This is a genomic window from Pseudomonas sp. FG36 (assembly GCF_057809275.1).
In genome coordinates this window covers 104,958-125,166 of sequence record NZ_JBMDJQ010000017.1, presented here as the reverse complement: position 1 = coordinate 125,166, position 20,209 = coordinate 104,958, and the positions used below count along the sequence as shown (strand labels likewise).

The window sequence follows — 20,209 nt, the reverse complement described above, 5'->3', positions numbered from 1 at the left end:
GGGAGCCGGCTTGTCGTGGCGACGAACCGCGGCGATGGGCTGCAAAGCAGCCCCAGCTTTATCAAGCCTTCCAGATCCCTTTGCCCATTAACCGCTCCCGGTCATGCGGCAAGCCGAAATCCTGCAACGGCCCCTTGGGCACGATGCCGTTCGGGTTGATGGTCTTGTGGCTCATGTAATAGTGCTTCTGGATATGCTCCATGTTCACCGTGCCCGCCACGCCCGGCCACTGGTACAGCTCGCGCAGCCAGTTGGACAGGTTCGGGTAGTCGCTCAGGCGGCGCAGGTTGCACTTGAAGTGCCCGTGGTACACCGCGTCGAAACGCACCAGTGTGGTGAACAACCGCACATCGGCTTCGGTCAGGTACTCACCGGCCAGGTAACGCTGGCGGCCCAGTAGCGCTTCCAGGTGGTCCAGTTCATTGAAAACATCGTCGAAGGCGGCCTCGTAAGCTTCCTGCGAGGTGGCGAAGCCTGCGCGGTACACGCCGTTGTTCACGGCCGGGTAGATACGCTCGTTGAGCGCATCGATGGTCGCGCGCAGCGGCTCGGGGTACAGGTCCAGGGTGTTGCCGGTCAGTTCATTGAATGCGCTGTTGAAGATGCGAATGATCTCGGCCGACTCGTTGTTGACGATGCGCTTCTCTTGCTTGTCCCACAGCACCGGCACGGTTACGCGCCCGGTGTAGTGCGGGTCGTCCTGGGTGTAGCGCTGGTGCAGGTACTGCAATGCGTCCAGATGATCGCCGCTGGAGCCCTGCTGCTGGTCGAAGGTCCAGCCGTGCTCGCCCATCAGCCAACTGACCACGGAGACGTCGATCAGCGGTTCCAGGCCCTTGATGGCGCGGAAGATCAGGGTGCGGTGCGCCCAGGGGCAGGCCAGCGACACGTACAGGTGATAACGGCCAGCCTCGGCGGCGGGCAGTTGATTGCGGCGCTGGGCGTTCTCGCGCTTGAAGGCACCATCCTGGCTGGTCTGGTACCACTGGTCGTGCCAGCGGCCATCGATCAAAAGGCCCATTGTGGAGCTCCTCGGAACAAAGTCGTTTGTCGTTGGAGCTCAGTCTAGTGAAAAGCGTTCGAATAAATAGCGCAAAGACTGCGCCCTATCTATCGACTTATTCGATGCTTCTGCGGTTGGCCCAGTAGTCGCGAGCGCAACCGAACGCCTGCTCGCGATCCTGGCCCAGCCCGCGCAGGGCGAGGGCCATGGTTGCTACCACGGCCAGCTCGCCATAGCTGTCCTGTGCCTCGCCACGCCATACCGCCAGCAGGTGCTCGGGCTGCAGGCTGGCCGGCTTCACATGGCGCTGGGCGCTGAGGGCCGGCCATTCCTCGTCCCAGGCCTCGCCGGCCGAGGTGCCATACAGGTGGCTGATGACATCCGGATTGACCTCGATCTCGCCGCCGTCACCTTTGATCACCACGGCGTGGTCGCTGAGCAAGCGGCTGGCCTCGCGGTGCACCGCCTGGTAGCCGGGGTGGAAGATGCTCTGCAGGCCGCAGCGGGCGCCGAGAGGGTTGAGCACCCGGGCCAGGGAGTGGATGGGCGAGCGCAGGCCCAAGGTGTTGCGCAGGTCGATCATGCGCTGAAGCTGTGGCGCCCAGTCCTGCAGCGGAAAGAAGGCCAGCCGATGGCTGTCCAGGGCTTGCTCCACGGCTGTCCAGTTGCGACACGGCGGGATACCCAGCAGGTCGAGCAGTTGCTCGGTGTACAGCCTGCCCGCCGTATGGGCGCCGCCACCGTGCATCAGGATACGCACGCCGTTGCCCGCCAGGCACTTGGCCGCCAGCAGGTACCATGGCAGGTGGCGCTTCTTGCCGGCGTAGCTGGGCCAGTCGAGGTCGACGCTGAGCTGGGGAGCGTGCAGGTGGGCGCGCAGGGCCTCGGTGAAGCCGGCCAGCTCCTCGGCGCTTTCTTCCTTGTGCCGCAGCAGCATCAGGAAGGCGCCCAACTGGGTATCCTCGACCTTGCCCTCGAGCAGCAGGGTCATGGCGGCGCGGGCCTCCTCGCGGGTCAGGCCGCGGGCGCCACGCTTGCCCTTGCCGAGGATGCGCACGAATTCGGCGAACGGGTGCTCGGCTGGGGTTTCCAGGGTCAAAGGGCGTGTTTCGTTCAGCTGTGGCTCGGTCATATGCAGTTGGTCGGCTTGGGCAGGCCCGCCAGCTTGGCGGCAAGTTTGGCGGGGGTGCCGTTGAACAGGCGATTGAGGTGTGGGCTGTTGCCTTTCTCGGCGCCGAGCTTGAGCGCGGTGTACTTGATCAGCGGGCGGGTGGCCGGCGACAGCTGGTACTCCTGGTAGAACTGGCGCAGCAGTTCGAGGATTTCCCAGTGGTCTGCGGTCAGGGCGATGCTTTCGCGCGTGGCGAGGGCCTCGGCGACTTCGCGGGACCAGTCCTGCAGCTCGACCAGGAAGCCATCCTTGTCCAGGGCGATGTTGCGCTCGCCGACAGTCAGGGTACTCATAACCAGCTGTTGACCTTGTCGTGGTGCAGGGTGAGCTCGACAAAGGCGGGGTAGTCCACTGCCTTGGCCAATTGGCTGTCGAGGGCGCGGGCCTGCAGGTCTTCGGCGAGGGCGAACAGGCGCTCGCCGAGATTGGCGGCCTGCAGGGCAGCGAAGGGCTCGGTGCCGGTCTTGAGCGCGTAGGCGGCGTCACCGCACAGCAGCAGCGCGTCCTGCGGGCCAAGTAGACGCAGGCAACTGGCCAGGCGCTCGTCACCGAAAGGCGAATGGGCGATTACATGCAGGGTCGTCATCAGAGCGTCACCACCTGGTCGAAACGGGCAATCAGCGCGGGCAGCGCGGCGTCATCGAGCACTTCCACCGGCAGTGACAGGGCATCGTTGTCCAGCCCTCGGCGGGCGAGGCTGTGACCACAGGCGAACAGCTCCTCGACACCGAACATCGGCAGCGCCTGGAGGTTGGCGGCCAAGTTCTTCTGTTGCACGGCGTCTGGCTGCTGTGCGGCGGCGAGCTGGAACACACCGTCATCGAGGAACAGCATGCCCAGCGGCAAATCGAAGGCGCCACCGGCTAGGGCGATGTCCAGCGCCTCGCGAGCGGACGGGCCGCTCCATGGCGCCTGGCGGCTGATGATCAGCAAGGACTTGGCCATTTCAATCACCCCCGAAGCAGACCAGGCGGTCGGCAAGTTGCGCGGCTTCGTGCAGCTGGCCCAGGCCGGACAGCTCCCACGGCATCGGCAGGTTCACCGCCGGGCGCTGGTAGCGGTTGGCCTCGGTGTCGTCGAGTACCCCCCGGCGCAGGGCGGCGGCAATGCACACCACGGCGTCGAGCCGGTGATCGCTGACGAAAGCGCGCCACTGCGCGGCCACGTCCAGCTCATCCTGGGGCGCGACGATATTGGCCGAAGCACTGTGTACCCCGTCCTGGTAGAAGAACAGCCGGGCAATTTCATGCCCGCCGGCCAGTACCGCCTCGGCAAAGCGCAAGGCGCGGCGCGAGGAGGGCGCGTGGGCCGGGGAAAAGACCGCGATGGCGAATTTCATGGAACGCTCGAGCAAATGAATGCGGCCATGATAAAGCAAAAAGCCCGTGCGGGTGGTCACGGGCTTCTGCTCTGGCTGGCGGGGCTCAGGCCTGGTCTTTGCTTTCCGGCAGGAACCAGTTGAGCACCAGGGCACAGATGCCGCCGGTGGCAACCCCCGACTCCAGTACGTTGCGCAGCGCCGCCGGCATGTGCGCGAGGAACTCCGGCACCTGGGCCACGCCCAGGCCGAGCGACAGCGAAACGGCGATGATCAGCAGGGCGCGGCGGTCAAGGCGGGTGCTGGCGAGGATATTGATGCCCGAGGCCGCCACGGCGCCGAACATCACCATGGCCGCGCCGCCGAGCACCGGCTCCGGCACTGCCTGGATCACCCCGGCGACCGATGGGAACAGGCCCAGCAGGATCAGCATGGCGGCAATCCAGATGCCGATATGGCGGCTGGCGATGCCGGTCAGCTGAATCACGCCGTTGTTCTGGGCAAAGATCGAGCTGGGGAAGGTGTTGAACAGCCCGGCCAGCAGCGAGTTGGCACCGTTGACCAGTACACCGCCCTTGATCCGCTGCATCCACACCGGGCCTTCGACTGGCTGGCGCGAAACCTTGCTGGTCGCAGTCACGTCACCGATGGCCTCCAGCGAGGTGACCAGGTAGATGACCAGCATCGGGATGAACAGCGACCAGGAGAAGCCCAGGCCGAAGTGCAACGGCGTCGGCACCTGGAACAGCGCAGCTTGATGCATGCCTGTGAAGTCCAGGCGGCCCAGGTAGCCGGCCAGGGCGTAGCCCACAGCCAGGGCGATGACGATGGCGCAACTGCGCATCCATATCACCGGGACACGGTTGAGAATGACGATGATCGCCAGCACCACGCCCGACAGCAGCAGGTTCTCGCCATCGGCGAAGGTGCCGTTGGCCATGGCGCCGAAGCCGCCGCCCATGCTGATCAGGCCGACCTTGATCAAGGTCAGGCCGATCATCAGCACGACGATGCCGGTCACCAGTGGAGTGATCAGGCGCTTGACGAAGGGCAGGATGCGCGACACGCCCATTTCCACGAACGAACCGGCGATGACCACGCCGAAGATCGCCGCCATCACGCCTTCAACTGGCGTGCCTTGCTTGACCATCAGCGCGCCGCCGGCGATCAGCGGGCCGACGAAGTTGAAGCTGGTGCCCTGCACGATCAGCAGCCCGGCACCAAACGGCCCAAAGCGCTTGCACTGGACAAAGGTGGCAATGCCCGAGATCACCAACGACATCGACACGATCAGGTTGGTATCACGCGCCGACACGCCAAGCGCCTGACAGATCAGCAAACCCGGCGTGACGATCGGCACGATGATCGCCAGCAAGTGCTGCAGCGCCGCCAGCAGGCCGATCAGCAGGCGAGGCTTGTCCTCGAGGCCAAGGACCAGTTCATTGGCAGGCGCCGCCGCGCCTGGGCCGTGTTCGTGTGAACTCATGGGAAAATGCCGCCCCGGAAGAAAAAAGGAGCGCATTCTACGGGCAGAACGGCCATTGCGGTAGAGGCAAGCACGATGGGCGCACAATCGCGGAGGAAGGCGTTAATAAGCTGACTTTTAAGTCAATGTTTATGAGGCGCCCGCTGCTGTTCAACGGGCACGAAAAAGCCCGCCGAAGCGGGCTTTTCCTGAGGCGCTGGCAACCGATTCGATCAGTCGTCGCGGCCCATGATGCCGAACAGCTGCAGCAGGCTGACGAACAGGTTGTAGATCGACACGTACAGGCTGATGGTGGCCATGATGTAGTTGCGCTCGCCGCCATGGATGATGGCGCTGGTCTGGAACAGGATGCAGACCGACGAGAACAGTACGAAGCCAGCGCTGATCGCCAGTTGCAGGCCACTGATCTGGAAGAAGAAGCTGGCCACCACGGCACCCAGCAGGACGAAGAAGCCGGCGGTGATGAAGCCGCTGAGGAAGCTCATGTCCTTGCGGGTGATCAGCACGTAGGCCGACAGGCCGCCGAACACCAGGGCGGTCATGGCGAAGGCCGAGCTGACCACTTCGGCGCCACCGGCCATGCCCAGGTAGCGGTTGAGGATCGGGCCGAGGATGAAGCCCATGAAGCCGGTGAGGGCGAAGGTGGATACCAGGCCCCAGGCCGAGTCCCGCAGCTTGTTGGTGAGGAAGAACAGGCCGTAGAAGCCGATCAGCACCACGAAGATGTTCGGGTAGCCGACACGCATCTGCTGGGCGACGAAGGCCATGATGCCGCTGAAGGCGAGGGTGAGGGCCAGCAGGCTGTACGTGTTGCGCAGGACCTTGCTGACCTCCTGCTGCTCGACCTGCTGGCCGTGTTGGACGGCGTAATCCTGTTCGCGCATGGCGCACTCCTTTGGTGTGAGACCGCGGTCCGGGACCTGCGGTAGTGGAACGTATGGTGCAGAGCATATCAGAGCTGTCGCAACCCGCGACACAGAGAGTTTGACAGCTTGTTACATTAAGGTATTATTGCCGCCGCAAAACAGCTGGAAGCGTGGCCGAGTGGTTTAAGGCAACGGTCTTGAAAACCGTCGATGGGCAACTATCCTAGAGTTCGAATCTCTACGCTTCCGCCACATTCAAAGCCCTGATTTTTCAGGGCTTTTTGCGTTTTTTGGGCATAGTAAAACTACCCATGGGAACACCCTTGGGAATGGCTCCAGGTACTTTGAATTAGGACGCGTCCTAATACTTTGCTCATTTGGTCGGCTTGGCGAGTGCCCCGACGCGTCGATAGACCCTCTCGGTTATGTCTCCTTTCGTATGGCCAAGCAGTAGGCTGGCATGGTCGACATCAGTGATTTCCGAGGCTGCCTTCGGGCGAATGTCGCGGAACTGGAATTGGCTGATCCGGCCCGCTAGGACCTGGTCCCCGGCTGCTACAGCTTCCTTCACCGCTTGCTCTCGTGCATCGTCCCAGCGGTGTCGTAGCATCGCGGCTGTGACCCGTTTGCCCGCCTCGGTGAGTATCAAGTAGGGCGAGCCGTGAGCCTCATTGCGTTTCAAGATCTTTTCGATCAAGACGCCCAGGCCGCTGGCCAATCCGTCCACCTCCAGCATGATCCGCAGCTTCTTGTGGGTCTTCTTCTGTTTGACGCCGAGGGCTTTGTCCTCGATATCATCCTTCCTCATCACCAGCACGTCCGCAGGACGCTGGCCTGTCAAATACGCCAAGTCCATGGCGACCCTCAGATCATCAACCGCTTTCGCATAGACCGCACTCCAGACCGCGTCATTGGCGTAAAAGTCTCGCGGCGTCTCCTTGTTCTTACGCACGCCCTGGCAAGGGTTCTCCTTCGTGGTGAAGCCCCACTCTCGGGCAAGGTTGTACACGTGGGACAGGAGAGCGATCTCCCGGTTTGCCCGCACGGGAGCTGATCTGGCATCCCGGTACTGTGCGACTAGAGCCGGCGTTATTGCGTCGATCGGCGCCTCATCGAAGAAAGGGCGAAGCTGGCGGAGCTCCGCCAGATTGTCCTTTTGTGTTCGTTCTGCCTTCTTGGGAATTACGTCGCGTTGGTACCTATCGAAGATCGCCTTCATAAGCAGCAGATCTAGAGGCTTGTCTTTCGCTTCTAGCTCAGCCCATTTTATTCGGGCGATGTTCAGGTCGGCGCCTAGGGTGATCTCTTTTCCCGATCTGTCTAGGTAGTAGTAGCTGACCCAGACCTTGCCACTTTTGCGCTTGCGCTTTCGTTCGTACAGTCGGGGTGGGAGGTGGCGGTTTTCAGTCTTGCGCGGGCGCATGTCATCTCACTTTCGAAAAATCTGGTGTCCACGCGGCGGCCGGTGGTCGGGGTGGTGGAGCGATGGGTATCGCCTCAAGGGTTACGCCCAACTTCATGCGGGCGTACTGGCGACCCACCAAAGGGCGGCCGCCGCGGCTCTCGACAAAGTGCCAGCAGCGATCATTGAGCCAGCGGCGCTGCCACCCTCTGGCTTTGTAGCCGGTTAGATCTGCCAGCTCTTCGTCAGAAAGGATCTCGGTTTGCATGGGATGGTCTCCCCGCCGCCGTGGCGGCACGTGTGATTAAATGGGGCCTCAATCAGGAGGATCGATATGGGCAAGAAAGCCAATAAACCGTTCTACTTTGCAGGCGCACCGCTCGTTGCGATTGGTGTTGCCTTCGCCGCTGTAGGTGCGTCGGGGCAGGAAGCCTTCGGCTACACCGCAGTTGGGTTACTGGTGCCTGGCTTGTTGTTGCTCGGTGCGGGCTATAGGTCGAGTCGCCAGCGGGCTTAGTGGGATCAGCCTTTTCCTACAGACCCTGCCCAGCGCGTTCGTCATGATTCGTTTGGTCGCTCAGTCAGTCGTCTTGGGTCCAAGACCGACGTAAACCTGGCTGGGCGGCTCTACCTAAGTCGTGCGCTTGCCGGGTGGCCAAGATGCGTATTCTCCCGGTGGCAGCTCGTCGGTCACGTCATGACCAGCCCACTCAAGAAACTTGCCGATCGGTAAGTGCGGGTAATGCCGCCCAGGTGCCACCGATGGACCGTCGTACTGGACCTCATCCACGCCGACATAGATTACGTTCGATCATTGACCAGACCGCAGCTGCGCACGCACGCGGGCTTCTTGCCGCGATAGGTGCGGCCGCGCTCCAGTTTGAGTATTTCAGGCATGACGATTCCTTGGCCGCCATATCGCGGCAGCAAAAAAAAATAGATTCGGGTGACTTTAATTGGTGGCGGGGTGTCCACCGGTCACGAGGAGCATTTCGCTACTCATTAGCAGTGGTGGATCAAATGAGCTTAATCAGTAGGGATCAACAGTTTCGTGCATACGAACTGCTTCGAAAGCTCGATACCTTCACTGCTCAAACTATGAGTCAGGTTGTGTACGGCGCAACGTCGTCCACCACTTGGCAGTCGAATTGCGACCAGCACCGACGCGCCTTTGAAGAATGGATGGCGTTCGCCGCTACGCTCCACGTCCCAGAGCAGCCGGACGCAAAGTGATACCCCGCTTATCCGATGCAGCTCTAACGTCTCGCTCTGCGGTTGATAACCGCTTCGCTTTCGCTATGGTGGTACTTACACCCTTCCAAAGTGACGAAGGCCGTAGGAGTGCGACATGCGGATCCGTGGCGATGTTTTCTGGTCGTGGGCCGACCCGACGCTGCACCAACGTACCCATGAGGAAACGCTAAGCGATGGCAGTTTCATCGACGTGTAAGTCCGGCTGTCGCGTACCGGAGCCACCCAAATGTTCATTGGGGTATACGCTCCAAGCGGTGAAGTAATTCATGAGGTGGCGTTCGATTCGCGTCCCGGCGAGTCGATGACCCGGGCGATGGCTTGGGGGGTTGGTCGGGCGCGTCGAATCGCCGCCGACGGCTCTGCTACCACCGACATGCGCGCTGCTTCGAAATAGAGGCGGAGTGGTTACGGCTTGATGGAGTACAAATGTGCTCCAGGCGGGATTTCGCTACTTGCCGGTGTTCGGCTGGAGAGCGAGACCCTTCACGGCCTCGCTGTAGATGACCTTGATCTGATCCCAAGGGATCGTGTGGCTTTGCGCGAACTCGCCCTCTCCATCGCATACATCGCAGCCTTCCACCGCCTCTTCAAGGTCGCGGCACTCCGGGCATTCGCGCACGACATTCACCTTGAACTCGCCAAGCAAGAGGGCTTTGGCGCCGTTCTCGGCAGTGAGACGCCTGGGCATGAGGCAGTAGCCTTCGGGGATCGATACGGCCGGCGCGCTCGGCTCTGAGCTGGCGGATAGGGCGGCAACCTTGTCGTGCCATTCCTGCGTAAGGCCGCCAACCTGTAGAGCTTGCTGCAACAGAAAATCCCGCTCGGCCAGCTTGTCGCTCAATTGCTCTATCACCGAAAGGTTCTTTATGCCGTGGGTACGGGAATAGAATCGATCAAGCTTGCGACTTAAGTCGTCGCGTTCTTCTCGCATGTGATCTAGCCCGGTGCGCAGCCGTTCAACCTCGCCAGGATCGGCGTGAGTGTAGACGGGGCGAATCTCTCGCATGATCCCGAACAGGTTGAACCGGCCCATCTCATGTGAGTGCATGGCCCGCGTGGTGTCGCAGCACTCACGCCACGGCGTCCACTTTGATCCCGGTCTGTCGGTCATGGTCCGTACCTGGTAGCCGACTGGCTCACTCTGGTGCTGCTCGGCTGGCTGAGCCAGGAGGGCGCGCAGCGTCTGCGGGATATCGACCCATGCGGCAGCTGAAACCGCCGACACGCCATCAGCCAATAGGTCATCGATTGCATCGGCAGCCATTTGGGTCAGCTCACGCGGCAGGCTGACCATCTCTGTGTTGCTGGATCGGTTTTCTGTGGGCATAGGGATACCTCGCGGCTATAGTTTCGACGCAGTCAATTTTCGACTGCAGCGAATTCAGGGTTGGATGATGAATGTCCTCTTCATACATAGCGTGCCAGTTGGGAGCTACATCATGGCCAGCGCTTCCCAAGCGTTAAGCAACCGAGCTGCCCTCCTATCAGCGCCATTGGGTGCGGGGTAGTGATGGTGCTGATCGTCCGTTTTGTAGTCGTTTGAGACTTGGATGAGCATGGCCTGGTTTGGTGATGAGGGATCAGTGGAGGCGACAAAATCGAGGTGCCGGCCTGCTGGTATGTGTCACCTTCCCTCTTTCCGACTTTTAGTTCAGAATGGCCAAAAGCTTTTAGTTGGGAACTAATATGCACAGTTTTGAGAACTTCAAGAATTACTCAAAAGCAAGTATTGACTTGTTTTCGAATGTGACGCTTCTAATTGGTAAGAATGGAAGTGGAAAGTCCAATTTGATTGAAGGTGTTGAGCTTCTTGCAGCATTAGCGGAGGGGCGAGCGCTACATGAGCTTGTTGATGGGCGTAGCGGGAGTCATGTAAGCTTAGCCATTCGTGGTGGGATTCACAGTTGTGTCAAGTTTGGCGAAGATAAGTTTACGCTTGGTTTTTCAGGGGCTATCAAGTTCTTAGAGTCCAACGAGCACTTTGATTATGGGATATCTATTTCTATAGATCCGTTTCCGTGCGTGGTTAGTGAATGGCTTACGGTAGGGGCGCGAAAAATTTTCTTCGCAACTCCAGATGGCCCTAGTCGCGACGGTATGCTGAGTGTGCTGTTTGATAACTTTGCTCGTGGTGGTACCAAGCCACACCGAAAAATGTATGGCGATCGATCAATTTTATCTCGTTATGAGGAGCTTGCTGACGGGAATGATGCAGGGGATAAGAATAAGAAGCTGAAAGCTGTTCAAATGGTTGCAGGGATAAAAAGGTATTTGCAGTCGTCTTATGTTTTTGATCCTAGTCCGAGACTCATGAGGGATTACTGCCGGCTTGGTCAAAACGTTTTGTTGAAGGATGGCTCTAATATTTCTGCTGTCTTGCACATGATGAGTCAGCAAAAAAATAGTGAGGCTCTTAAAAGAATTCTCGCGGTCCTTCGTCAAATTCCCGAGGAACCGTTCCTTGAGTTCGGGTTTGTTGTGACTACGCAGCATGATGTTCTGCTGACGCTCAAATCAGGAGATACGCCAGTAGATGCGCGCTTGATATCTGACGGTACTTTAAGGGCTTTAGCGGTGCTCGTTGCTCTGGAATCAATACCTGAGCATTCGCGAGTCGTTATTGAAGAGTTTGATAATGGGCTGCACCCAAGTCGGGCTGAGGTATTGCTAGATGCCATTAAAGAGATAGTAGAGCGTAAAAGTCATAATATTTTGTTGTCTACGCACAATCCTGCAAGTCTAAATTCTCTTGATTCTGAGTGGCTAGCTAATGTTCATGTTTGCTATTGGAGTGCTGATGAGAAGTCCTCCAAGTTAGTGGCGTTGCTGGATATACCTAAGGTTGACAGCTTGCTAGAGGCAAAAGGTGGGTTAGGTGATCTGGTCACTCGCTCAGTGTTTGAAACGCACCTAGCACCTCGATTCGCTGAAGATAAAAAACAGAAAGCCAATGAGTGGCTAAAGCGGTTGAGCAAATGAGCAAAATCATCGTACTCGACACCAGTTTTCTTCTTGAATTGTTTCAAGTTCCTGTGGATTCTGACCCCAAGCTTCATGATCCCGCTCTGGAGCTAATGAGGGAGGCGATCGAAGGGGCATACGATGTATATTGTACGGTTGGTGTTCTCTATGAAATGGCTAATCATATAGTTGATATAAAAAACCCGGTGGCACAGAAGGATATTGCTCAGCAGTTTAAAAAAATGGTTGAGATGTCTTGGGTGGATGGAACTCCATTTACAATAATTCCGGGCGCGAGTAGCTCGGAGCTGGTGCTGGAGCTGTCAAAGCTCCCGGACTTGTGTGTCACTTATCAGGATTCTATACGTCAGCGACTGAGCTTGGTCGATTGCGTAATTATTGATTTGGCTAAGAGGCTGAAAGAAAGTTATAGGTCTAGACAAAAAAACTGGCCGGCTCATATATGGTCTCGTCATGGTTCTCTCAAGGCTTTAGAGCCTGACAAGTTTGAGAGTCTTTATTTTTAGTTTGGATTGATGGGCTCAGCACAAGCAGCGAGAGGGCAAACTTTTATGCTACAGCTCGGGGCATCGCTGCCTGCGGAGGATATTCCTCTGCAGGGCTCACGCGTGATGTTCGAAGATCTCGGCTTTGCGAGCGATTCGAATCTGGGCAATGCGCCGCTCGGGCGCCCTGCGGTCGCGCCGCAATGGGTCATCCTCATCGATGACTGCATGTATGGCGATCAGTCCGGCGAGTGCGATGCACAGCGGGCTGATGATCTGCCGGCGCATAGCTTCGGCCACAGCAGCTGCTCGACGCGCTACGCCGAGTTTGAACATGGCGTTTTCGATGCGGTTGGCCACCGTGCCAGGTGTTATCTGCATTCGCTGTGCAATCTGTTTGGCTGTCATACCCTGGGCGACGCCAAGCAGCGCCTCTAGCTCTCGGGGAGCCAGTCCTTTGCCAAGATGGCCTGTCCATGTGCCGCAAGTGATCGTTTCCATGAGTTATCTCGGTAGAGCGCCTTCCAGGGCTTTGCGCAGCTCAAGGACTAGCGAGGTCGGCAGGGTGAGGTGTCCGCTGTCTTCGTCTATGGAGTCCAGCGTTGCAATCAAATTGCGTGAGGCGGTGTGCACGGCCATGAGCCTTGGCTTCGGGATCGTCGGGCCTTTCATCGTGCCCGCCGTGACCTTCTTCTTCCCTTTGGCCTGCGCTTTTTCCAGTTCGGCGCCTAGCACCTTGCCGGCACCGTCTCCGTGCTCGCGGACAACCTGGGCAGCCGTTGTCGCCGATACATGTCCGGCTGCAACAAGGTTCTGCACATCGGTGTTTGCATTACCTACGGTGAGCACCTGCTCGACATGCTGTCGTGTCTTGGCGACCTTCTTGGCGATCTGCTCGGGTGTCCACCCGAAGGCTCGCAATCGCTTGTAGCCCTCGGCCAGCTCAAGAGGGGAAAGCTTTTCGTTTTCCTGGCTGGTGATGATCCGTGCTACTCGATCAGCATCGCTACCTTCGAAGGCGGTGACCGCAATCCAAGCCTCTGGAGACTGATTAGGATCCTTGCTTGGCGTGCGGGGCAAGCGTCCTGCGTTGTCGAGCTTGAGGAGTGAGCGACGGCGCCGGTGACCATCGACTACCCATACGCCGCCTTCTGCGCGAGGCCGCACCTCAAGCGGTGGAATTTGGCCGCCCCCGGCGATGAACTCTGCAAGGGCGTCGATACTTGCTTCGAGAGCATCGCCTTCTGTGCGCAAGTTAAAACCGGGTTCCTCATGGAGGTCTTCCAGCTTCACCTTCATGGCGTCTGCGCGGCGCACATCGCCATCCTTGATCATTTGCTTGAATGACTTTGTCATTGCAATTCACTTCCGTTGGGGCTGCATTGGAGAGCCAATCCCGCCTGTCTCCCTGAACATGTTGATGTAGGGTCGGGAAGGGCTCTCCGATGCAGCCTGGTGGTGGGGAGCCGGGTGATCGGGCAGTTAACGTCAGGCTGACGTGGCGCTGGTTGTCTACTTGGCGCGAGCCTCTGCCATCCAGTCGTCGCGGCTGATTCGGCAATGAAGGACCAGGCTCCACTGGCCGCTCTTTCGAGCCCGAACCAGCTCCCGGTTTTGATAACGGGCGTGGTGCACGCAGCCTTGTTTGGATACTCCAGTCATCGTCTTGCCCTCCAGGGCGGTTGATTTCCCGTCTGGCCCTGTTTCCAAGGCCAGCCAGTGAAATCTGTTTTTGCTCCAGCCGCGGTGCTCACCCGCTGGAAAACTGCATTGGCGCTTTACGCTGCACGCCCAGGGCAGTTGCCACCCCTCTGAACAGTTGAGGCCTGTTCATCGCTGCCTTCGTTGCTGGCCGGTGTCGATCCGGCATGCAACAAATATGTACTTAAGGTTCACGTTGGTCAAGTACCAAAAGTACATAAATTTTCTGAAGGCGAAAAAAAACCCGCGCTTGGCGGGCTTTTTCTGGGTCAATGCCTAGAGCACTGAGCGAGGCCACTTAGCATCTATGACGCGACCGACGAGCTCCCAGCTCCCGTTCATCTCAACGGTGGGGAAGGCTGGATTGAGGGGCTTGAGGAAAGCTTTTCCTGAATCCCATATGAACTGCTTGAACGTTGCCTCGTTGGAGTCGATCAGTTTGGCGACAACATACTGGCCGTGCTCCACGTCGAATCCAGGTGCTACCAGAATCACCATTCCTTCGGAAAATGACATGCCGTTTGGAGAGGTCATCGATGGCCCTTTCACTTTGAGCCAAAATCCGTTGGGACCAGCCCAGGCGTCTGAGGGGTGTAGTTCGTAGGCCGAAATGTTTGATAGTTCGATTGCTTCCATCGGCATTCCGGCCTGAACCCAGCTGATTTCAGGATATTCGTAGTAGCGGACCGGCCCTGCTGATGGCTCGACGTTGGCGTCAAACTCCGATTGAGCGTCGATCATTTCACCTTTGCCGTACTCCAGCCATTCGAGCCGGACACCTAAGGCGTTTGCGAGTGCGAGCATCTTCACACCGCCGGGCATGGTTTCCCCGTTTAGCCACTTGCTGGCCGCTTTGGGAGTAACGCTTGCAATTGTGGCAAGACGAGCGCCCGCACCCCACGTAGGGATGTCGCTGGCTGCAAGCGCTTTCTTGAGGCGTGCCGCGAAGGCTGCCCTGATTTCTTCGATCTGAACCATGGGTTCACTATCGCATGCGCTTGCATGTACTTTCAGTTCCGACATAATATGTACTTACAGTTCATATTAATCCTGGAGGCCTCATGAAGGCGCTCAAAAAAGCAGTCGACGATGCAGGTGGGGTGTATGCCGTATCGACTGTCTGTGGGAAGACACCGCGGGCCGTCTACAAGTGGCTGGCTTCTGGCTGTCTTCCCCGAACCGAATACACCGGAGAGACCTGCTACGCGGAAAAAATCGCTGAGCTGGCGAAAGCCAAAGGCAGGCCCTTCAAGGCCAAGCAGTTACTGGTTGATATCGCACCAGTGAAGGCGCCTACGTGAATTATGCGTGCCTTGGGTTTGCGTCAGTAGATGACCAAAGCACCTGTGAATTTAGCCAGTAGGAGAGGGGAATGGTCTCGGGAAAGGATGACAAAGAGGCGAGCGTTACGCCCGCCTGTTTCACCGTCAGTGCTTCGGACCTTCAGGTGATTTCATTTGTGCGTCTTCAAGACGTTCTGCAGCTCTTTTCAATACCTCGCTCAGCTCTCGTGCTTGTTGAGCGGTCAGGCCCAGAAGCGGCGTTTGCTGAGCCTCCTCAGGCTTTTGAAATGGGATTGAAAGAAAACTGACTTCCATCAGAACCAGCTGCAACTGCTCGGCAATTTTGAACTGCCATCCGGCAATTGGGTTGATGTGCAAGTCTTTTGACATGTCCGGTCTCCTTGGACCTTTTCGTGTGGAAGCAAAAAGCTACCACGGATGCATCGGACACCCCTAACGCCTGAATCGCAGGCACAAAAAAACCGGGTGGCAGCCCGGCTTCTTCAACAGCTTCAAACGGGGACAAGTATGCATCCTACTTTTGGTGCAAGCAACTCTGCGCCTTCCGCTCTACTTATCTCGAATCAACTACGTACTTGGGGGGCGATGTGAGCGTCCAGGCTATGGCGTGGGCGATGGAGCTACCTACATCCGTGCTCAAAGATGCGCCGGCGAGACATGTGCTGCTTTGTCTCGCGAACTATGCCGGTGTAAGTGGTAGGGGCGCATTTCCGTCTGCCGCTACTCTCGCCGAACACACTGGACTGTCCGAGCGTACCGTACGCACCAAGCTTGGCGAGCTGGCAAAAGCAGGCCTGATAATGGAAGGCAACCAAGCCATTGCGGCCGCCCACATTGACCGACGTGACCGTCGTCCGGTTGTGTACGACCTTCAAATCAAACGGGGTGAAACTAGTGCACCTCGTTCCGAACGGGGTGCAGCTCAAGGCACGGGGTGCAGCTCACAGCAGAACGGGGTGCAGCTCACGACCGAACGGGGTGCAGGAGCTGCACCCAATCCGTCATTGAACCAATCTACTCTCTCTCAGCGCGAGCCGTTCGCAATGTCCCTTGACTGGGAACCGAATCCGGAACTGTTGAAAGCCTACGCCCGTCGGGCAGGTCTGACGCCGGATCAGTTCGACGCGGTTGCCATATCCGGCTTCGTGCTCCACCACGATGCCAAGGGGCTGGCCCAAACCGAAAAACAGTGGCTAGCCGCTCTGGTCAGCTGGGTCAAATCCGATCTCGCCCGTGCTGCCCGCTCGCCCGTTGTTCGCACCGGTGGATCGCAGCGCTCCAGCTTCGATGACGATGACACCTCGTGGATCGTTGAAGGGGGCAGCCAATGAATCAGGTTGCAACCGTGGCCCATGGCCTGTGGGCAAAGGTCCAGGCTGGCCAACACGTCCCCTCGGATTACTCGCTGCCTGCCGACGTGAAGGCCGAGCTCAATCGCAAAACTGCTGGGGTGATCAACGACCTGTTCCGCGATCTGCGCACGATCTGCAGCGCCTGGAAGCAGGCATGGCCGGATGAAGCGACGTACAAGGCGGCCAAGCAGCAGTGGCTAACCGCGTTTCTTGAGGCTGGCATCAACACCCCGGAGCAACTGCAGTTCGGTTTGATGCGCTGCCGGCAATCCGGCCGCGAGTTCATCCCGGCGCCCGGGAAGTTCATCGAGTGGTGCCAGCCTTCGCCGGAAATGCTGGGCCTTCCGCCGCTGGCTGCTGCCTTTCGTGAGGCTTGCCGTAACGCGCATCCCGCCATGGCAGGGAAGGGCAAGTGGACCCATGACGCGGTCTGGCACGCCGCCAAGGAAAGTGGTTTCGAGAACCTGAACAAGCTGGCTGCCGATGTGAGCGCCAAGCTGTTCGAGCGCAACTACACGATTGCCGTTCGGCGCCTGGTCGCAGGTGAGCCGCTCCAGAGGATGCCGCTGGCTCTTCCTGCGGAGGTGCCAGGCCAGCGCACGCCAAAAGTGGGGAATGAAGCCCTGGCGGCAATCCGATCCAGGATGCTCGGCAGATGATCGAGCTTCCCGCACCTGACCTCACCGAATACCGATACGCGCTGTACTGCCGCTCCGACCTGTTCGGGCTCTCCAGTACCTCGCATCCACCCATTGCGCTCTATCGCGACGAAGCCGTGGCCATCGCTCATGGCCAACTCATGTGGCCGAGCGCTTACACCGTCATTGACCTTCATGGAGAAGACAGCCCATGCGGCAATCGAAGCTGACCAAGGCCGCACGCGGCCGGGAGTGCCAAGTGCGCATTCCCGGGGTGTGTAACGGCAATCCAGAAACCACCGTGCTTGCGCATTACCGCATGGCGGGCACTTGCGGCGTCGGTATGAAACCACACGACATACAGGGCGCTTGGGCGTGCAGCGCCTGCCATGACGCCTGTGATGGCCGTAGCCGCGATGTCGACCGCGACACAGCGCGGCAATACCACGCCGAGGGCGTGATGCGTACCCAGGCCTCTTTGATCAATGAGGGGGTGCTGATCGCATGAGTGCGACCCGGGAAGTGAAGTTCAGCGAGGCCGAAGTTCGCCGGCAGGCTGCCGACAAGGCCGTACGCGACCTGCGCGACCCTCGTCACCCTGGCCTGTACCTGCGGTTCTGGATCACTCGCGAGCGCGGCACGTGGCACCTGGTGCGCGGCAGGAAGTGGGTGCCGGTCGCACGTTGGCCCGACTTGGGCGTTGCAGCGGTGATTGCCGAACTGCCCGCGCTGCGTCGGCGCCTGCTGCGAGATCCGGCCACCGCGCCCGTGGCGTCCGGCATGGGTACCGTGGGCCAGCTGCTGGACTGGTACGGCGACCGGATGGCCCGCGACCGCTCGTTGTCAGCGAAGCGCAAGGCAGGCGCACGGTCTGCCATCGCTCAGCACTTGAAACCGCGACTGGCGGATCTGGCCCTGACGGAGGTGAGTGCCGACTCTCTCGACAAGCAACTGATGTGGCCGGCTCAGGCCGATGTGTCGCTCTCGTATCTGCGGCAGATGTTCGCCCTGTTGCTGACCGCCTTCCGCCAGGCCTTGAAACTGGGCCTGATCGACGGGAACCCCATGGCCGGGATGCGCTTCAACGACTTTACCAAGGCCAAGATCCTGCCGAAGGCGGCGCGCCTGCGTGACGTGCAGCTACCCGAACTGATGCAGCAACTGGCTCACGCCTTCGACGCGACCCCCAGTGACGCCATGCTGGCCCTGATGATGCTGGCCCATGGCACCCGAATCGGTGAGACCCGTGTGGCTCGGTGGGCTGATGTCTCGTTGGCGGCGGCCGAGTGGTTCATCCCTGCGGCGAACACCAAGACCCGCACCGAGCACCGCTTGCCTCTGACCGCCCAGCTGCAAGCACTGCTGACCCGGTACCGGGCGATTCAGCAGGCTCAGGGTTACCAAGGTGCCTACCTGTTCCCGAGTCGACGCGGGCTGCCGCTTAGCGAGACGCAGGCCAGTGCCGTCTTCACCCGGTTGGGGCAGGGCGCCTGGACCAGTCACGACCTACGCAAGGTGTCCCGCAGCACCTGGACCGACCTCGGCATCGACGGCCACATCGGCGAGATGCTGCTGAATCACTCGCTGGGCAAGATCGCCAGCACCTACATCCACACCCAGGCCATGCAGCAGCGCCGGGCAGCCCTGGAGAAGTGGCACACCTGGTTAGACGGCATTGGCTTCGGTGCCATTCACGGCCTTACAGAGGCCTTATCCGAGATTTCTCATAACGGCGCGCAGCCCGCTAATGGCGGGGCTTCGAGCGACCTTACCGAATTTGTTACTAGCGAGGATTCGAAAGCATGAAAAAGAGCCACGGACCGGCCCTCAAGAAGCCGGTAATCGAACTGGCTCAGTGCCCTGAATGCCGTGGGAGATCGGTCATCAAGGGCGTGTTTCACGATCTGTCCTGCGCCGGCTGCAACGCCTCGGGCTGGGTAGTGGCTGCAACTGGCGAGGCCCTGGCCCTGGATGAACTGGTGACCCAGCTCAGCATGAGGCTGCAGGCCGCGACGCGGCAGATCGAGCAGTTGAGGAAGGCGCGGGCCACAGGTCCGGCGGCGGCATATCAGGATGGCAACCGGCTTGGCGCCGGCGGCACCAACTACACCGGGGATTGAGGGGAAAGGAATGATCTACAACAGCGTATCGGGTGCAGTAGTTGCCGCTCTGGCGGCAGGAGAGAAGGGCGCTGCGAAGGGCCAGGCATGGCAGAGGCTCTACAAGTCGGCAGAAGAAGAGGGCGGGTGCCCCGCTTCACTTGGCGGCAGCGGCGGCGGCTTTGACCGCGCCCAGGTGGATTACTGGCTGTCAGCGCGGCTGCACCACTTGCTGATCCCGCGCCACTGGAACGCGCTCAACGCCAAGTACGCCACCAACAAGGCCAAGCGGCTTCACGGGATCTCGGCCATCGCGCCATTGATCGCCAGCCCGGCGCCGCAACTGTTCATCTACAAGGCCGTGACTGCCTGGGCCGTGCCGAAGCTCAAGGGCGCTCGCCGCCAAGGGCCGAGGTCGGTTGTGGTGGACATCCCGCTGGATGCGCCAGAGGGGAGGCGCGAGCGTCTGGTCAGTGCGGCCCTTGCCGCTGGTCAGGCTGAGCGGGCCAAGGCCGAAGCGTTGGCCGAGGACCTGATCGTCCTACCGGCCAGCTTCTACGACATGAACACCTGGGATACCGATGCCACACCTGAGCCGACGCGGTACCGCTGGCGGGCCGGCATCAAGGACAAGCTCGACGGAATGATTGACGACGCGCTGGTGGAGGTGCGCGCCATCCTTGAGGCCGAAGGGCTGCTGATCAAGGACGCAGCGTAATTGCCTATTGACAGCAGTGAGAGAGTGAGAGAAATTATCGCCATCCTGTCATTCCTGCGCGTGTTTAGGACTGACCTACAGAAGCCCGACCATTGTGTCGGGCTTTGTCGTTTCTGGAGATGATCAGAGCCCGACACCAATGTGTAGGGGTAACAGTCGGCGTAGGGATTGGAGGGAAGCGCCATACGCCCAAATACTGGTTGCATATACAGTGTTGAGGTGAGATAATCTATTTGCTCCGTCGTCAGATCCAAATAGAGCGCGCAACGCGCTTGGTGGATTTTTCTAGAGAAGGCCTTTGAGTCTCGAGTGATAGTCGTTAGGTGCTAATCCTGCCTAATGAAGCTTTCAATCATTTTCTAAGGTTACTCTATGACAATTCGCACGCTGGGTAAGCAATTCAAGTATCAAACCGTAAGTGGCATGGCAC

The 20,209-nt window shown here is 59.3% G+C and carries 26 protein-coding genes, 1 tRNA gene and 2 pseudogenes; 14 read left to right on the top strand and 15 right to left on the bottom strand.

Going from position 1 to position 20,209, the window contains the following annotated elements; genetic code table 11:
* Window positions 1-61: 61 nt before the first annotated feature.
* From ACODS9_RS15410 to ACODS9_RS15375, 8 genes are all read right to left on the bottom strand, one after another.
* Entirely contained in the window at window positions 62-1,021 is a 960-nt protein-coding gene (locus ACODS9_RS15410; RefSeq protein ID WP_489094219.1) for a glutathione S-transferase family protein, read from the bottom strand.
* A gap of 97 nt (window positions 1,022-1,118) precedes the next feature.
* A complete protein-coding gene (locus ACODS9_RS15405; protein ID WP_489094222.1) occupies window positions 1,119-2,102 on the bottom strand; it encodes a glycosyl transferase family protein in 984 nt (327 codons plus the stop codon).
* Window positions 2,103-2,131: 29 nt separating this feature from the next.
* A complete protein-coding gene (locus ACODS9_RS15400; RefSeq protein WP_489094218.1) occupies window positions 2,132-2,467 on the bottom strand; it encodes a TusE/DsrC/DsvC family sulfur relay protein in 336 nt (111 codons plus the stop codon).
* Window positions 2,464-2,760 carry a sulfurtransferase complex subunit TusB gene (gene tusB / locus ACODS9_RS15395; protein ID WP_489094217.1) on the bottom strand — a complete coding sequence of 99 codons (297 nt, stop codon included), beginning with the start codon at window positions 2,758-2,760 and terminating at the stop codon, window positions 2,464-2,466. Before tusB ends, ACODS9_RS15400 begins: the two co-directional genes overlap by 4 nt.
* On the bottom strand, window positions 2,760-3,119 hold the full coding sequence (gene tusC, locus ACODS9_RS15390; RefSeq protein ID WP_489094216.1) for a sulfurtransferase complex subunit TusC: 360 nt from the start codon (window positions 3,117-3,119) through the stop codon (window positions 2,760-2,762). Before tusC ends, tusB begins: the two co-directional genes overlap by 1 nt.
* 1 nt (window position 3,120) lies before the next feature.
* A complete protein-coding gene (gene tusD / locus ACODS9_RS15385) occupies window positions 3,121-3,513 on the bottom strand; it encodes a sulfurtransferase complex subunit TusD (protein ID WP_023632843.1) in 393 nt (130 codons plus the stop codon).
* A gap of 85 nt (window positions 3,514-3,598) precedes the next feature.
* On the bottom strand, window positions 3,599-4,978 hold the full coding sequence (locus ACODS9_RS15380; RefSeq protein ID WP_489094215.1) for a nucleobase:cation symporter-2 family protein: 1,380 nt from the start codon (window positions 4,976-4,978) through the stop codon (window positions 3,599-3,601).
* Window positions 4,979-5,190: 212 nt separating this feature from the next.
* Window positions 5,191-5,862 (bottom strand): Bax inhibitor-1/YccA family protein, encoded by a 672-nt coding sequence (locus tag ACODS9_RS15375; protein ID WP_028692373.1) that lies wholly within the window; start codon window positions 5,860-5,862, stop codon window positions 5,191-5,193.
* A 146-nt stretch (window positions 5,863-6,008) separates the two neighbouring features.
* Here ACODS9_RS15375 and ACODS9_RS15370 point away from each other — a divergent pair.
* A tRNA-Ser gene (locus ACODS9_RS15370) sits at window positions 6,009-6,096 on the top strand.
* Between the two features lie 121 nt (window positions 6,097-6,217).
* Here the strand turns inward: ACODS9_RS15370 and ACODS9_RS15365 are convergent.
* Window positions 6,218-7,267, bottom strand: coding sequence for a tyrosine-type recombinase/integrase (locus tag ACODS9_RS15365; RefSeq protein WP_236180515.1), 1,050 nt, complete (start codon window positions 7,265-7,267; stop codon window positions 6,218-6,220).
* A 1-nt stretch (window position 7,268) separates the two neighbouring features.
* A complete protein-coding gene (locus ACODS9_RS15360) occupies window positions 7,269-7,514 on the bottom strand; it encodes a DUF4224 domain-containing protein (protein WP_489094214.1) in 246 nt (81 codons plus the stop codon).
* A gap of 66 nt (window positions 7,515-7,580) precedes the next feature.
* Here ACODS9_RS15360 and ACODS9_RS15355 point away from each other — a divergent pair, with 66 nt between their 5' ends.
* Both ACODS9_RS15355 and ACODS9_RS15350 read left to right on the top strand, forming a co-directional pair.
* Entirely contained in the window at window positions 7,581-7,763 is a 183-nt protein-coding gene (locus tag ACODS9_RS15355) for a hypothetical protein (protein ID WP_489094213.1), read from the top strand.
* An 831-nt stretch (window positions 7,764-8,594) separates the two neighbouring features.
* A pseudogene (locus tag ACODS9_RS15350) lies at window positions 8,595-8,894 on the top strand (hypothetical protein).
* A 54-nt stretch (window positions 8,895-8,948) separates the two neighbouring features.
* Here ACODS9_RS15350 and ACODS9_RS15345 read toward each other — a convergent pair.
* Window positions 8,949-9,827: a hypothetical protein gene (locus ACODS9_RS15345; protein ID WP_489094212.1), complete on the bottom strand. Its 879-nt coding sequence runs from the start codon at window positions 9,825-9,827 to the stop codon at window positions 8,949-8,951.
* A gap of 359 nt (window positions 9,828-10,186) precedes the next feature.
* On the opposite strand from ACODS9_RS15345, the gene ACODS9_RS15340 reads away from it, so the two are divergent.
* Together ACODS9_RS15340 and ACODS9_RS15335 are read left to right on the top strand one after the other, a co-directional pair.
* A complete protein-coding gene (locus ACODS9_RS15340) occupies window positions 10,187-11,479 on the top strand; it encodes an AAA family ATPase (RefSeq protein WP_489094211.1) in 1,293 nt (430 codons plus the stop codon).
* On the top strand, window positions 11,476-11,988 hold the full coding sequence (locus ACODS9_RS15335; protein ID WP_489094210.1) for a PIN domain-containing protein: 513 nt from the start codon (window positions 11,476-11,478) through the stop codon (window positions 11,986-11,988). The genes ACODS9_RS15340 and ACODS9_RS15335 overlap by 4 nt, the downstream gene beginning before the upstream one ends.
* Window positions 11,989-12,084: 96 nt before the next feature.
* Here the strand turns inward: ACODS9_RS15335 and ACODS9_RS15330 are convergent, their stop codons facing one another.
* The 3 genes from ACODS9_RS15330 to ACODS9_RS15320 all read right to left on the bottom strand — a co-directional run bounded on the left by ACODS9_RS15330 (window position 12,085) and on the right by ACODS9_RS15320 (window position 14,646).
* Entirely contained in the window at window positions 12,085-12,468 is a 384-nt protein-coding gene (locus ACODS9_RS15330) for a helix-turn-helix domain-containing protein (protein ID WP_489094209.1), read from the bottom strand.
* 3 nt (window positions 12,469-12,471) lie between these two features.
* On the bottom strand, window positions 12,472-13,323 hold the full coding sequence (locus ACODS9_RS15325) for a ParB/RepB/Spo0J family partition protein (protein ID WP_489094208.1): 852 nt from the start codon (window positions 13,321-13,323) through the stop codon (window positions 12,472-12,474).
* A gap of 621 nt (window positions 13,324-13,944) precedes the next feature.
* Window positions 13,945-14,646: a S24 family peptidase gene (locus ACODS9_RS15320; RefSeq protein ID WP_489094207.1), complete on the bottom strand. Its 702-nt coding sequence runs from the start codon at window positions 14,644-14,646 to the stop codon at window positions 13,945-13,947.
* 83 nt (window positions 14,647-14,729) lie between these two features.
* Here ACODS9_RS15320 and ACODS9_RS15315 point away from each other — a divergent pair, with 83 nt between their 5' ends.
* Window positions 14,730-14,969, top strand: a complete 240-nt coding sequence (locus ACODS9_RS15315; RefSeq protein WP_489094206.1) for a helix-turn-helix domain-containing protein — start codon at window positions 14,730-14,732, stop codon at window positions 14,967-14,969.
* Window positions 14,970-15,095: 126 nt separating this feature from the next.
* On the opposite strand, the gene ACODS9_RS15310 is transcribed toward ACODS9_RS15315, so the two are convergent.
* Window positions 15,096-15,341: a hypothetical protein gene (locus tag ACODS9_RS15310; RefSeq protein WP_489094205.1), complete on the bottom strand. Its 246-nt coding sequence runs from the start codon at window positions 15,339-15,341 to the stop codon at window positions 15,096-15,098.
* 233 nt (window positions 15,342-15,574) lie between these two features.
* On the opposite strand from ACODS9_RS15310, the pseudogene ACODS9_RS15305 reads away from it, so the two are divergent.
* The 8 genes and pseudogenes from ACODS9_RS15305 to ACODS9_RS15270 all read left to right on the top strand — a co-directional run.
* Window positions 15,575-15,760, top strand: a pseudogene (locus tag ACODS9_RS15305) (helix-turn-helix domain-containing protein); the annotation flags it as partial.
* 255 nt (window positions 15,761-16,015) lie between these two features.
* A complete protein-coding gene (locus ACODS9_RS15300; RefSeq protein WP_489094221.1) occupies window positions 16,016-16,303 on the top strand; it encodes a DnaT-like ssDNA-binding domain-containing protein in 288 nt (95 codons plus the stop codon).
* Window positions 16,300-16,983, top strand: coding sequence for a replication protein P (locus ACODS9_RS15295; protein ID WP_489094204.1), 684 nt, complete (start codon window positions 16,300-16,302; stop codon window positions 16,981-16,983). Before ACODS9_RS15300 ends, ACODS9_RS15295 begins: the two co-directional genes overlap by 4 nt.
* Window positions 16,980-17,192: a hypothetical protein gene (locus tag ACODS9_RS15290; RefSeq protein WP_489094203.1), complete on the top strand. Its 213-nt coding sequence runs from the start codon at window positions 16,980-16,982 to the stop codon at window positions 17,190-17,192. The genes ACODS9_RS15295 and ACODS9_RS15290 overlap by 4 nt, the downstream gene beginning before the upstream one ends.
* Window positions 17,174-17,470: a DUF1364 domain-containing protein gene (locus ACODS9_RS15285; protein ID WP_489094202.1), complete on the top strand. Its 297-nt coding sequence runs from the start codon at window positions 17,174-17,176 to the stop codon at window positions 17,468-17,470. Before ACODS9_RS15290 ends, ACODS9_RS15285 begins: the two co-directional genes overlap by 19 nt.
* Window positions 17,467-18,768, top strand: coding sequence for a tyrosine-type recombinase/integrase (locus tag ACODS9_RS15280; RefSeq protein WP_489094201.1), 1,302 nt, complete (start codon window positions 17,467-17,469; stop codon window positions 18,766-18,768). Before ACODS9_RS15285 ends, ACODS9_RS15280 begins: the two co-directional genes overlap by 4 nt.
* On the top strand, window positions 18,765-19,082 hold the full coding sequence (locus ACODS9_RS15275) for a hypothetical protein (protein WP_489094200.1): 318 nt from the start codon (window positions 18,765-18,767) through the stop codon (window positions 19,080-19,082). Before ACODS9_RS15280 ends, ACODS9_RS15275 begins: the two co-directional genes overlap by 4 nt.
* A gap of 10 nt (window positions 19,083-19,092) precedes the next feature.
* Window positions 19,093-19,779, top strand: coding sequence for a hypothetical protein (locus ACODS9_RS15270; RefSeq protein ID WP_489094199.1), 687 nt, complete (start codon window positions 19,093-19,095; stop codon window positions 19,777-19,779).
* Window positions 19,780-20,209: the final 430 nt, after the last annotated feature.

Bases quoted from the DNA above. Each gene is read 5' to 3' on its own strand.
- ACODS9_RS15410 (WP_489094219.1), bottom strand. From the start codon at position 1,021: ATGGGCCTTTTGATCGATGGCCGCTGGCACGACCAGTGGTACCAGACC.
- ACODS9_RS15400 (WP_489094218.1), bottom strand. From the start codon at position 2,467: ATGAGTACCCTGACTGTCGGCGAGCGCAACATCGCCCTGGACAAGGAT.
- tusB (WP_489094217.1), bottom strand. From the start codon at position 2,760: ATGACGACCCTGCATGTAATCGCCCATTCGCCTTTCGGTGACGAGCGC.
- tusC (WP_489094216.1), bottom strand. From the start codon at position 3,119: ATGGCCAAGTCCTTGCTGATCATCAGCCGCCAGGCGCCATGGAGCGGC.
- tusD (WP_023632843.1), bottom strand. From the start codon at position 3,513: ATGAAATTCGCCATCGCGGTCTTTTCCCCGGCCCACGCGCCCTCCTCG.
- ACODS9_RS15380 (WP_489094215.1), bottom strand. From the start codon at position 4,978: ATGAGTTCACACGAACACGGCCCAGGCGCGGCGGCGCCTGCCAATGAA.
- ACODS9_RS15375 (WP_028692373.1), bottom strand. From the start codon at position 5,862: ATGCGCGAACAGGATTACGCCGTCCAACACGGCCAGCAGGTCGAGCAG.
- ACODS9_RS15365 (WP_236180515.1), bottom strand. From the start codon at position 7,267: ATGCGCCCGCGCAAGACTGAAAACCGCCACCTCCCACCCCGACTGTAC.
- ACODS9_RS15360 (WP_489094214.1), bottom strand. From the start codon at position 7,514: ATGCAAACCGAGATCCTTTCTGACGAAGAGCTGGCAGATCTAACCGGC.
- ACODS9_RS15355 (WP_489094213.1), top strand. From the start codon at position 7,581: ATGGGCAAGAAAGCCAATAAACCGTTCTACTTTGCAGGCGCACCGCTC.
- ACODS9_RS15345 (WP_489094212.1), bottom strand. From the start codon at position 9,827: ATGCCCACAGAAAACCGATCCAGCAACACAGAGATGGTCAGCCTGCCG.
- ACODS9_RS15340 (WP_489094211.1), top strand. From the start codon at position 10,187: ATGCACAGTTTTGAGAACTTCAAGAATTACTCAAAAGCAAGTATTGAC.
- ACODS9_RS15335 (WP_489094210.1), top strand. From the start codon at position 11,476: ATGAGCAAAATCATCGTACTCGACACCAGTTTTCTTCTTGAATTGTTT.
- ACODS9_RS15330 (WP_489094209.1), bottom strand. From the start codon at position 12,468: ATGGAAACGATCACTTGCGGCACATGGACAGGCCATCTTGGCAAAGGA.
- ACODS9_RS15325 (WP_489094208.1), bottom strand. From the start codon at position 13,323: ATGACAAAGTCATTCAAGCAAATGATCAAGGATGGCGATGTGCGCCGC.
- ACODS9_RS15320 (WP_489094207.1), bottom strand. From the start codon at position 14,646: ATGGTTCAGATCGAAGAAATCAGGGCAGCCTTCGCGGCACGCCTCAAG.
- ACODS9_RS15315 (WP_489094206.1), top strand. From the start codon at position 14,730: ATGAAGGCGCTCAAAAAAGCAGTCGACGATGCAGGTGGGGTGTATGCC.
- ACODS9_RS15310 (WP_489094205.1), bottom strand. From the start codon at position 15,341: ATGTCAAAAGACTTGCACATCAACCCAATTGCCGGATGGCAGTTCAAA.
- ACODS9_RS15300 (WP_489094221.1), top strand. From the start codon at position 16,016: ATGTCCCTTGACTGGGAACCGAATCCGGAACTGTTGAAAGCCTACGCC.
- ACODS9_RS15295 (WP_489094204.1), top strand. From the start codon at position 16,300: ATGAATCAGGTTGCAACCGTGGCCCATGGCCTGTGGGCAAAGGTCCAG.
- ACODS9_RS15290 (WP_489094203.1), top strand. From the start codon at position 16,980: ATGATCGAGCTTCCCGCACCTGACCTCACCGAATACCGATACGCGCTG.
- ACODS9_RS15285 (WP_489094202.1), top strand. From the start codon at position 17,174: ATGCGGCAATCGAAGCTGACCAAGGCCGCACGCGGCCGGGAGTGCCAA.
- ACODS9_RS15280 (WP_489094201.1), top strand. From the start codon at position 17,467: ATGAGTGCGACCCGGGAAGTGAAGTTCAGCGAGGCCGAAGTTCGCCGG.
- ACODS9_RS15275 (WP_489094200.1), top strand. From the start codon at position 18,765: ATGAAAAAGAGCCACGGACCGGCCCTCAAGAAGCCGGTAATCGAACTG.
- ACODS9_RS15270 (WP_489094199.1), top strand. From the start codon at position 19,093: ATGATCTACAACAGCGTATCGGGTGCAGTAGTTGCCGCTCTGGCGGCA.